Source organism: Micromonospora sp. NPDC050200, assembly GCF_040656135.1.
GTDB lineage: Bacteria > Actinomycetota > Actinomycetes > Mycobacteriales > Micromonosporaceae > Micromonospora.
In genome coordinates this window covers 1-9,960 of record NZ_JBFALG010000112.1, presented here as the reverse complement: position 1 = coordinate 9,960, position 9,960 = coordinate 1, and the positions used below count along the sequence as shown (strand labels likewise).

The 9,960-nt window shown below is 74.6% G+C and carries 12 protein-coding genes; 7 read left to right on the top strand and 5 right to left on the bottom strand.

Features of this window, described 5'->3' with window-relative positions:
* The 3 genes from AB0I41_RS33795 to AB0I41_RS33785 form a co-directional block, all read right to left on the bottom strand.
* Nucleotides 1–653: PH domain-containing protein (locus AB0I41_RS33795; protein ID WP_357115167.1), on the bottom strand; the 653-nt coding region annotated here is incomplete at its 3' end.
* Nucleotides 654–727: 74 nt separating this feature from the next.
* Complete coding sequence (locus AB0I41_RS33790; protein WP_357115163.1) at nt 728–1,246, bottom strand: PH domain-containing protein; 519 nt, start codon at nt 1,244–1,246, stop codon at nt 728–730.
* Nucleotides 1,247–1,268: 22 nt separating this feature from the next.
* Nucleotides 1,269–1,499 carry a hypothetical protein gene (locus AB0I41_RS33785; protein WP_357115161.1) on the bottom strand — a complete coding sequence of 77 codons (231 nt, stop codon included), beginning with the start codon at nt 1,497–1,499 and terminating at the stop codon, nt 1,269–1,271.
* Nucleotides 1,500–1,737: 238 nt separating this feature from the next.
* On the opposite strand from AB0I41_RS33785, the gene AB0I41_RS33780 reads away from it, so the two are divergent.
* From AB0I41_RS33780 to AB0I41_RS33770, 3 genes are read left to right on the top strand one after another with little or no spacing between them, the layout of a single operon-like run.
* A complete protein-coding gene (locus AB0I41_RS33780; protein WP_357115159.1) occupies nt 1,738–2,847 on the top strand; it encodes a MoxR family ATPase in 1,110 nt (369 codons plus the stop codon).
* The gene (locus tag AB0I41_RS33775) at nt 2,826–3,830 is read left to right on the top strand and encodes a DUF58 domain-containing protein (protein ID WP_357115165.1); all 1,005 of its coding nucleotides are present in this window, start codon (nt 2,826–2,828) and stop codon (nt 3,828–3,830) included. The genes AB0I41_RS33780 and AB0I41_RS33775 overlap by 22 nt, the downstream gene beginning before the upstream one ends.
* Entirely contained in the window at nt 3,827–4,777 is a 951-nt protein-coding gene (locus AB0I41_RS33770) for a VWA domain-containing protein (RefSeq protein ID WP_357115157.1), read from the top strand. The genes AB0I41_RS33775 and AB0I41_RS33770 overlap by 4 nt, the downstream gene beginning before the upstream one ends.
* A gap of 78 nt (nt 4,778–4,855) precedes the next feature.
* On the opposite strand, the gene AB0I41_RS33765 is transcribed toward AB0I41_RS33770, so the two are convergent.
* The gene (locus AB0I41_RS33765) at nt 4,856–5,041 is read right to left on the bottom strand and encodes a hypothetical protein (RefSeq protein ID WP_357115155.1); all 186 of its coding nucleotides are present in this window, start codon (nt 5,039–5,041) and stop codon (nt 4,856–4,858) included.
* 393 nt (nt 5,042–5,434) lie between these two features.
* Between AB0I41_RS33765 and AB0I41_RS33760 the strand changes: the two genes are divergently transcribed.
* From AB0I41_RS33760 to AB0I41_RS33745, 4 genes are all read left to right on the top strand, one after another.
* Nucleotides 5,435–6,139: a beta-ketoacyl-ACP reductase gene (locus AB0I41_RS33760; protein WP_357115153.1), complete on the top strand. Its 705-nt coding sequence runs from the start codon at nt 5,435–5,437 to the stop codon at nt 6,137–6,139.
* 39 nt (nt 6,140–6,178) lie between these two features.
* Nucleotides 6,179–6,946, top strand: a complete 768-nt coding sequence (gene fabI / locus AB0I41_RS33755) for an enoyl-ACP reductase FabI (protein ID WP_357115151.1) — start codon at nt 6,179–6,181, stop codon at nt 6,944–6,946.
* 70 nt (nt 6,947–7,016) lie between these two features.
* Nucleotides 7,017–8,048 (top strand): ferrochelatase, encoded by a 1,032-nt coding sequence (locus AB0I41_RS33750; protein WP_357115149.1) that lies wholly within the window; start codon nt 7,017–7,019, stop codon nt 8,046–8,048.
* Nucleotides 7,997–8,863: an HAD-IIA family hydrolase gene (locus AB0I41_RS33745; protein WP_357115147.1), complete on the top strand. Its 867-nt coding sequence runs from the start codon at nt 7,997–7,999 to the stop codon at nt 8,861–8,863. The genes AB0I41_RS33750 and AB0I41_RS33745 overlap by 52 nt, the downstream gene beginning before the upstream one ends.
* 75 nt (nt 8,864–8,938) lie before the next feature.
* Here the strand turns inward: AB0I41_RS33745 and AB0I41_RS33740 are convergent, their stop codons facing one another.
* On the bottom strand, nt 8,939–9,733 hold the full coding sequence (locus AB0I41_RS33740; protein ID WP_357115145.1) for a hypothetical protein: 795 nt from the start codon (nt 9,731–9,733) through the stop codon (nt 8,939–8,941).
* Nucleotides 9,734–9,960 lie beyond the last annotated feature (227 nt).

Sequence of the window (9,960 nt, the reverse complement as noted above, 5' to 3'; positions counted from 1 at the left end):
ATGTCCAAGGGCCTCGAGCGCGCCGGCATCTCCAAGGTCGACATCGAGCGCACCCGCGACCGGGTCCGCGTGGACATCCACACCGCCCGGCCCGCCACGGCGAGCAGCCGCTGCCGCAGCGCCTCCGCGTCGGCGACGCCGAGGTACGCCAGCGGCGCCTCGGTCTTGCCGCCGCCCACCACCTCCAGGCGCAGCTCGGCCAGCCCGGTGAGCTGGGCGAGCAGCGGCCGGACCACCTCCACGGCCTGCAACCGCTCCAGCGGGATGGCCCGGGTACGCCGCCACAGCAGCCCCTCGTGCACCCGCAACTCCCGCCCGACCAGGTGGTAGCCGGTGTTGTACCAGCTGACCACCGCCAGCACGGTCGCGCCCAGCGCGAGCACCGTCACCATCGCGGCGAACGGGCCGAAGCCCACCCGGGACAGGGTCGACCAGGACAGGCCCGCGATCACCACGACCAGGGACTTCGCGCCGTGCAGCACCGGGCTCAGCGGGTGCAGCCGCTGCCGCGGCTCCGCCCCGGCCGGGCCGGGCGTGGGGGCGTACGGGCCGGGCGGTGGGGCGTATCCGGGCGGGAAGGGCGGTGGGGCGTACCCGGGCGGGCCGGGTGCCGGGCCGTGGTCAGGTGAGTTGGACGGCTCGGGCGGCTCCAGGGCGGACGGTTCCGGCCGGGCCGGCGCGGCGCCGGTGTCGGGCCGGGCCGGTTGCGGCCCGCGCGGGCCGTCGTTCACAACCCCTCCGCGCGGTCTGCGCCCAGCGCGGTGAGCCGGTCGCGCAGCCGGGACGCCTCCTCCGGCCGCAGGCCGGGCACCCGGGCGTCACTGGCCGCGGCGGCGGTGTGCAGCTGCACGGTGGCCAGGCGGAACGCCCGCTCCAGCGGCCCGGCGCTGACGTCGACGAACTGCATCCGCGAGTACGGGACGATGGAGAGCCGGCGGACCAGCAGCCCGTGCCGGACCAGCAGGTCGTCCTCGCGCTCGGCGTAGCCCCAGGCGCGGACGGCCCGGACGATCGCCACCGCCCGCCACGCGCCGAGCAGCAGCGCCACCCCGAGCGCGGCGCCGAAGGCCCAGTGGCCGCTGAGCGCCCAGCCGACGCCGAGCCCGACCAGCACCACGGCCAGCCCCATCGCGAGCCGGAGCAGCTCCACCCAGATCAGGTCGCCGGAGATCGGCTGCCACCGGACGGTGTCCGGCCAGGGTTCCAGGGCGCTGACCGGAGGCTGGGGTGGCTCGGCGCCGTTCACCGGGAAGGTCCGTTCTGCGCGCTCACCGTTCGAGCGTATGCGATCCCGGCAGCGGTGCGACCTCCCGCAGGAAGCCGCGCGCGTCGAGGAAGTCGCCGAGGGACGCGCGGTGTTGCGGGCAGGCCAGCCAGGTCTTGCGCCGGTCGGGGTCGTGCAGGCGGGGATTGTTCCAGCGCAGCGCCCAGACGGCGGGAGCGCGACACCCACGGGCCGAGCAGATCGGCACCTCGTCGGCGGGGGTGGGGTCGGTCACCCGGGCAGTCTATGGCCGGGGTGCCGGAAGATTGAGCGCCGGGCGACCACGGGGGGAGCCGCCCGGCGACGGGGTGAATCGTACACGCGGCAGACCCCTGTGTGTCCACCCTCGTTCAGCGATTCGGCGAACGGGACGGTGCGGCGGAAATCGGCTTCTCCCTCCGTCGGCTCTCAGCCCGGCATGCGAGTCTTGACAGGCACCACGCCGCGACGACCGATCATGCTGTGGAGGACCGGTGGCCCAGCCGACCACGCCCGACGCCCCGACCCCGAACGGGGCGGCCCCCGCGACACCCGCGCCGGTGAGCACGCCGGCGCAGGACGCCAGCCTGCTGGAACGGGCGCTGTTCGAGATCAAACGGGTCATCGTCGGCCAGGACCGGATGGTGGAGCGGATGTTCGTCGCGCTCCTCTCCCGGGGCCACTGCCTGCTGGAGGGCGTACCCGGGGTGGCCAAGACGCTGGCGGTGGAGACCCTGGCCAAGGTGGTCGGCGGCGACTTCGCCCGGGTGCAGTTCACCCCGGACCTGGTCCCCGCCGACATCATGGGTACCCGGATCTACCGGCAGTCCAGTGAGAAGTTCGATGTGGAGCTGGGCCCGGTCTTCGTCAACTTCCTCCTCGCCGACGAGATCAACCGGGCGCCGGCGAAGGTGCAGTCCGCGCTGCTGGAGGTGATGAGCGAGCGGCAGGTCTCCATCGGCGGCGAGACGCACCGGGTGCCGAACCCGTTCCTGGTGATGGCCACCCAGAACCCGATCGAGCAGGAGGGCGTCTACCCGCTGCCGGAGGCGCAGCGGGACCGCTTCCTGATGAAGATCGTGGTCGGGTACCCGACCGATGCCGAGGAACGGGAGATCGTCTACCGGATGGGCGTCGCCCCGCCGGAGCCGGCGCAGGTCTTCACCACCGACGACCTGATCGCCCTCCAGAACAAGGCCGACCAGGTCTTCGTGCACAACGCGCTGGTCGACTACGCGGTCCGGCTGGTGCTGGCCACCCGTACCCCGGCCGAGCACGGGATGCCGGACGTCGCCCGGTTCATCCAGTACGGCGCCAGCCCGCGTGCCTCGCTCGGACTGGTCCGGGCCGCCCGGGCGCTGGCCCTGCTGCGCGGCCGCGACTACGCGCTGCCCCAGGACGTGCAGGACATCGCGCCCGACATCCTCCGGCACCGGCTGGTGCTCAGCTATGACGCGCTCGCCGACGACGTGCCCGCCGACCACGTGGTGCACCGGGTCATGTCGACGATCCCGCTGCCGTCGGTGGCGCCCCGACAGCAGGCGACCCCGGTGCCGCCGGTCAGCGCCCCGCCCGGCGCCGGCTGGCCCGGGCAGCGGCCGTGACCTCACCCGTGCGCCCGGCCGACGCCGGCGGCGAGCGGACCGAGGCGGTGCTGTCCCGGTTGCAGCTGCTGGTCACCCGCAAGCTCGACGGCCTGCTCCAGGGCGACTACGCCGGACTGCTGCCCGGGCCGGGCAGCGAGGCGGGGGAGTCGCGGGAGTACCGGCCCGGCGACGACGTACGCCGGATGGACTGGCCGGTCACCGCCCGCACCACCACGCCGCACGTGCGGCGGACGGTGGCCGACCGGGAGCTGGAGACCTGGCTGGCGGTGGACCTCTCGGCGAGCCTCGACTTCGGCACCGGGCGCTGGCTCAAGCGGGACGTGGTGGTCGCCGCGACCGCCGCGCTGACCCACCTGACCGTGCGCGGCGGCAACCGGATCGGCGCGGTGATCGGCACCGGCGCGGAGGCCGTCGCGCCCGCCGGTCGCTGGCGGAGCGCGCCGCCGCCGCCCGCCGGGCCGGGCGTGCTCACCCGGGTGCCGGCCCGCTCGGGTCGCCGGGAGGCGCAGGCGCTGCTGCGGGCCGTCGCGCACACCCCGGTCCGACCCGGGCGCAGCGACCTGGGCGCGCTGGTCGACCTGCTCAACCGCCCGCCGCGGCGGCGAGGCCTGGCGGTGGTGGTCTCGGACTTCCTCGCACCGCCGCAGCAGTGGGGCCGGCCGATGCGTAAGCTGCGGGTCCGGCACGACGTGCTGGCGATCGAGGTGGTCGACCCGCGCGAGTTGGAGCTGCCGGACGTGGGGGTGCTGCCGGTGGTCGACCCGGAGACCGGGGAGCTGCACGAGGTGCAGACCGCCGATCCCCGGCTGCGCCAGCGGTACGCCGAGGCGGCGGCCGCCCAGCGCGAGGCGATCGCCGCCGAGCTGCGCGCCGCCGGCGCCGGGCACCTGCGCCTGCGTACCGACCGAGACTGGCTGCTGGACATGGTGCGATTCGTGGCCGCCCAGCGGCACGCCCGCACCCGGGGGACGACGCGATGATCCGTTTTCTGCAACCGTGGTGGCTGCTGGCCCTGTTGCCGGTGCTCGCCCTCGCCGCGTTCTACGTCTGGCGGCAGCGTCACCGCCGGGCGTACGCGATGCGGTTCACCAACGTGGACCTGCTGCGTACGCTGGCGCCGAAGGGCCTGGGCTGGCGGCGGCACGCCGCGGCCACCGCGTTCCTGCTCGCCCTGGTGGCGCTGGCCGCGGGGATGGCCCGCCCGGCGGTGGACACCCGGGAGCCCCTGGAACGGGCCACCGTCATGCTCGCCATCGACGTGTCGCTGTCCATGCAGGCCGACGACGTGGCGCCGAACCGGTTGGCGGCCGCGCAGGAGGCGGCGAAGCAGTTCGTGGGGGAGCTGCCGGAGAGCTACAACCTCGGGCTGGTCTCCTTCGCCAAGTCGGCGAACGTGCTGGTCGCCCCCACCAAGGACCGGGACGCGGTGACGGCGGCGATCGACGGGTTGACCCTGGCCGAGGCCACCGCCACCGGCGAGGCGGTCTTCACCTGCCTGGAGGCGATCCGCTCGGTCCCGGCCGACGGCGCGGCCGGCATCCCGCCGGCCCGGGTCGTGCTGCTCTCCGACGGGTTCCGCACCTCGGGCCGGTCGGTGGAGGAGGCCGCCGCGGCGGCGCAGGCGGCGAACGTGCCGGTCTCCACCATCGCCTTCGGCACGGATTCGGGCCAGGTCGACATCAACGGCCAGCCGCAGCGGGTGCCGGTGGACCGGCTGGCGCTGGCGCAGTTGGCCGAGACCACCGAGGGCTACTTCTACGAGGCGGCCTCGGCCTCCGAGCTGAAGCAGGTCTACCAGGACATGGGCAGCTCGATCGGGTTCCGCACCGAGCCACGCGAGATCACCCAGTGGTACGCGGGGGTGGCCCTGCTGCTCGCGCTCTGCGCCGGCGGGCTGAGCCTGCTCTGGTCGTCCCGGATGCTCTGAGCCCGCGCGGCGGGGTGCGCCGGGCGTCGGCCCGGGCCGTGGCGCGGTCGGGACGGACGGCCGTACGGCCGGTGGTGGTCAGTGACCGCCGCCGGCCAGCACGAAGACGACGGCCACCCAGACGGCGGCGAGGGTGAAGCCCAGCGGGGCGACGTAACGGCTCATGGACGGCTCCGGGTGGCGGCTGGACGGTCCGCGCGGGCGGGGGCGGACCGCAGGGGGCGAGCGGGACGCGCACACGAGGTCGTGACCGGGCGGCTCCACCGTGGGCCGTCCCGAGGCGGGACGGCGCAGGCCGGCCACCCCGGCGGCGGCTGGGGCGGGCGGTGCGGGGAGCGGGAGCTGGGTCAGCTCGACAGACTGAGCAGTGGCTCAGCGGGGCTGACGGAGGGCCCGGCCACGACTGGGAGGATCGCTATCTCGCACAGCGATCACCTCCTGCGGTCGGCGGGGCCCGGAACGCGGGCGCCAGATGGCCCGCAAACGCGATCATCGTACACCCGGCGGCCGTCCGGCACGCACTCGGCCGACCGGCCCAGGCACGCTCCGTCCGATGGTCATCCGTCGCCGGGGGTGACGCGCCCCGCGTTAGCGATTACCTGCCGGTAACGCCTAGGCTCCGACCGACGCAGAGATCAGCTGAGCAGAGGGGGACCCGTGGCCCGTACCGTGCTGGTGACCGGCGGCAACCGGGGGATCGGCCTGGCCATCGCGCAGGCCTTCGCCAAGCAGGGCGACCGGGTGGCGGTGACCCACCGCAGCGGCGACGCCCCGGCCGGGCTCTTCGGCGTGAAGTGCGACGTGACCGACGCGGCCTCGGTGGACGCGGCCTTCACCGCCGTCGAGGCCGAGCTGGGCCCGGTCGAGGTGCTGGTCGCCAACGCCGGCATCACCGACGACACGCTGCTGATGCGGATGTCCGAGGAGCAGTTCACGGGCGTGCTGGACACCAACCTCACCGGCACCTTCCGCTGCGCCAAGCGGGCCTCCACCAGGATGCTCCGGGCGAAGTGGGGCCGGATGATCTTCATCTCCTCGGTGGTCGGCCTCTACGGCGGCGTCGGCCAGGTGAACTACGCGGCCAGCAAGGCCGGGCTGGTGGGCGTGGCCCGCTCGATCACCCGCGAGTTGGGCAGCCGCAACATCACCGCCAACGTGGTCGCCCCCGGCTTCATCGACACCGACATGACCGCCAAGCTGCCCGAGGAGCGCCGCACCGAGTACCGCAAGGCCATCCCGGCCGGCCGGTTCGCCGAGCCGGACGAGGTCGCGGGCGTGGTCACCTGGCTGGCCTCGGACGCGGCCGGCTACATCTCCGGCGCCGTCATCCCGGTCGACGGCGGCCTGGGCATGGGCCACTGACGACCGCCTCACCCGAGAAACGTACGGAGGAATCCCCGAATGTCCGGACTGCTCGCCGGTAAGCGGCTGCTGGTCACCGGTGTCATCACCGACGCCTCGATCGCCTTCTCGGTGGCGAAGCTCGCCCAGGAGAACGGCGCGCAGGTCGTGCTCACCGGCTACGGCCGGCTCTCCCTGGTCGAGCGGATCGCCAAGCGGCTGCCCGAGCCGGCCCCGGTGATCGAGCTGGACGTGACCAACGCGGAGCACCTGGCCGGCCTCGCCGACAAGGTGCGCGAGCACGTCGACGGCCTGGACGGGGTGGTGCACTCGATCGGGTTCGCCCCGCAGAGCTGCCTCGGCGGCGGGTTCCTCGACGCCCCGTGGGAGGACGTCGCCACCGCGTTGCAGGTCTCCACGTACTCGTACAAGTCCCTCGCCATGGCGGCGCTGCCGCTGATGTCGGCCGGCGGCGCCGTGGTCGGGCTCACCTTCGACGCCACCAAGGCGTGGCCGGTCTACGACTGGATGGGCGTGGCCAAGGCCGGCCTGGAGTCGGCCTCCCGCTACCTCGCCCTGCACCTGGGCAAGCAGGGCATCCGCAGCAACCTGGTCGCCGCCGGCCCGCTGCGTACCATCGCCGCCAAGTCCATCCCGGGCTTCGAGCAGTTCGAGGACGCCTGGACCGAGCGCGCCCCGCTCGGCTGGAGCCTCACCGACCAGGAGCCGGCCGCCCGGGCCTGCCTGGCGCTGCTGTCCGACTGGTTCCCGGCCACCACCGGCGAGATCGTCCACGTCGACGGCGGCTACCACGCGATCGGGGCCTGAGCCACCGGCGAAACCGGGTGCTCCCGGGGTGGTCGCCGGGCCGTCGCGGCCGTCGGGGGAGAATGGGACCATGGCGTACGACGCATTGGTGCTGGTCTCCTTCGGCGGCCCGGAGCGCCCCGAGGACGTGCTGCCGTTCCTGCAGAACGTCACCCGGGGGCGCGGCGTGCCGCCCGAGCGGCTGGCCGAGGTCGCCGAGCACTACCTGCACTTCGGCGGGGTCTCCCCGATCAACCAGCAGTGCCGGGAGTTGCTCGCCGCGATCCGCGCGGACTTCGCCGCCCACGGCGTCGACCTGCCGGTCTACTGGGGCAACCGGAACTGGGACCCGATGCTCGCCGACACCGTGGCCCAGCTGCGCGACGACGGCGTCAAGCGGGCGCTGGCCTTCGTCACCAGCGCGTACGGCGGCTACTCCTCCTGCCGGCAGTACCAGGAGGACATCGCCGCGGCCCGGGCCGCCGTCGGCGCGGACGCCCCGGTGATCGAGAAGCTGCGCCAGTTCTGGGACCATCCCGGCTTCGTCGAGCCGCACGTCGACGCGGTGAAGGCCGCCCTGGCGCAGCTCGACCCGGCCAGGCGGGACACCACCCGGGTGATCTTCACCGCCCACTCCATCCCCACCTCGGCGGCGGCCACCGCCGGCCCGACCGGCGGCCGGTACACCGCGCAGCTGGCGGAGGTCGCCCGGCTGGTGCACGCCGCCGCCGCGCCCGACCTGCCGTACGACCTGGTCTGGCAGAGCCGGTCCGGCCCGCCGCAGGTGCCGTGGCTGGAGCCGGACATCAACGACCACCTGACCGCGCTCGCCTCCTCCGGCGTCACCAGCGTGGTGGTCAGCCCGATCGGCTTCGTCTCCGACCACCTGGAGGTGGTCTGGGACCTCGACACCGAGGCGCTGGAGACGGCCAAACAGCTCGGCCTGGACTTCGTCCGGGCGGGCACCCCGGGCACCGACCCGCGTTTCGTGGCGATGGTCCGCGAGCTGGTGGCCGAGCGCACCACGCCCGACGGGGAGCGGCTGCGCCGCCGCCTCGGCGAGCTGCCGATGTGGGACACCTGTCCCACGCCGTGCTGCGTGCCGGCCGGCCGCCGTTCCTGAGACCCACCGACCCCGACACCCCCTGGGACGACACGATGCAGGACCGCAAGCCGGTGCAGAGCTGGCTCACCGACATGGACGGCGTGCTGGTGCACGAGGGCCAGCCGGTGCCCGGCGCGCCGGAGTTCATCAAGCGGCTCCGTGCCTCCGGCAAGCCGTTCCTGGTGCTGACCAACAACTCGATCTACACGCCGCGTGACCTCCAGGCCCGGCTGGTCCGGATGGGGCTGGACGTGCCGGAGGAGGCGATCTGGTCGTCCGCCCTGGCCACCGGCCAGTTCCTGGCCGACCAGCGGCCGGGCGGCACCGCGTACGTGATCGGCGAGGCCGGGCTGACCACGGCGCTGCACGCGGTCGGCTACGTGCTGACCGACTTCGCGCCCGACTACGTGGTGCTGGGGGAGACCCGCACCTACAGCTTCGAGGCGATCACCAAGGCGGTCCGGCTGATCAACGACGGGGCCCGGTTCATCTGCACCAACCCTGACGTGACCGGCCCGTCGGTGGAGGGCGCGCTGCCGGCCGCCGGCTCGGTCGCCGCGATGATCTCCAAGGCGACCGGGGTCGAGCCGTACTTCGTCGGCAAGCCCAACCCGATGATGATGCGCTCGGCGTTGAACACCATCGAGGCGCACTCGGAGACCACCGCGATGATCGGCGACCGGATGGACACCGACATCCTGTGCGGGTTGGAGGCCGGGCTGGAGACCATCCTGGTGCTCACCGGGATCAGCACCCGGGTCGAGGCCGAGCGCTACCCGTACCGGCCGTCGCGGATCGTCGACTCCGTGGCCGACCTCATCGACGAGATCTGACCCGCCGGCCGTCGTGGGTGGGCGCCGCGCCGGCCGGGCGTCCGCCGCCCGCGCCGACCCTTCCCGGGTACGCCCTCAGGGCCGCAGCGGGGCGTTGCAGGCGGCGACCAACGCCTGCCGGCAGGCGGTGGTGAGCGGGCGCAGCGCCGCGTCGCGCTGCTGGGCCTCGTAGTTGTTGATCGCCCCGCCCGGCGCGCTGTGCCCGGCCAGGGCGAGCACCCGGTCCAGCACAGCCGCCCGGGCGAAGAGCCGCCGGGCGCGCGGGTCGAAGCCGGGGGGCAGGTCGGTGGCGCCGTCCGGTCGACGCAGCGCCGCGAGGGCCCCGGCCAGCTCGGGCCGCCACTGGGCCACGTCGAGCCGGGTCAGCGCGGCGGTCGTCTCGGCCAGCGCCGCGGCCAGCTCCGCCTCGGCCTCCGCCGCGCCGGGCGCCGCGAGCGACGCCTTCGGCGCGTCGGCGGGCAGCGGGTACACCCGCCAGAGCACCGTCTCCCAGGTCATCCCCGAACCGGACGTGTGCGTGCGCACCTCGGGGATCAGCCCCAGCGGGCCGGCGACCACCGCCTCGCCGGCGAGCAGTGCCGCGCCGGCGAAGTCGCCGGGGCCGGGCAGGCCGCGCGGGTCGCCGGGCGCCGGCAGCACCAACCGGATCTCGTCGGGGGAGAGCTTGGCCAGGCTGGGCAGCGCGTCCCGCAGCGGGACGTCGGTCCAGGTGCCGGGAGCGTCCGCGACCAGGTGCTCCTCGTCGCCGGCGACGGATTCGGCGACCTCGTCGTACGGCACCAGCCCGGCGCGCCAGGCGCGTACCCAGGCAACGAACCGGCTCGACCGGTGCGGGGCAAGGGTGGCCGCGCCCGTGGCGGGGGAGGACATGCCGAAAGGGTACGTGGTCCCCGGCTGCCCTGTCTCGACTGCCGCCCCGGCCGCGTGACCTGCCCCGAACTGCCCGCTTCGCCCCTGCCCGTCCGGCTCCGGCGCCAGCTGGCGCTCCCGCATACCGTTCGCCGGCGTCCCGGCGTCCCGGCGTCCCGGCGTCCCGGCGTCCCGGCGTCCCGGCGTCCCGGCGTCGCGCCGGCGTCCCGGCGTCGCGCCGGCGTCCC

Coding starts and splice junctions, on each gene's coding strand:
- AB0I41_RS33770 (WP_357115157.1), top strand. CDS start 3,827: ATGATCCGTTTTCTGCAACCGTGGTGGCTGCTGGCCCTGTTGCCGGTG.
- fabI (WP_357115151.1), top strand. CDS start 6,179: ATGTCCGGACTGCTCGCCGGTAAGCGGCTGCTGGTCACCGGTGTCATC.
- AB0I41_RS33750 (WP_357115149.1), top strand. CDS start 7,017: ATGGCGTACGACGCATTGGTGCTGGTCTCCTTCGGCGGCCCGGAGCGC.
- AB0I41_RS33740 (WP_357115145.1), bottom strand. CDS start 9,733: ATGTCCTCCCCCGCCACGGGCGCGGCCACCCTTGCCCCGCACCGGTCG.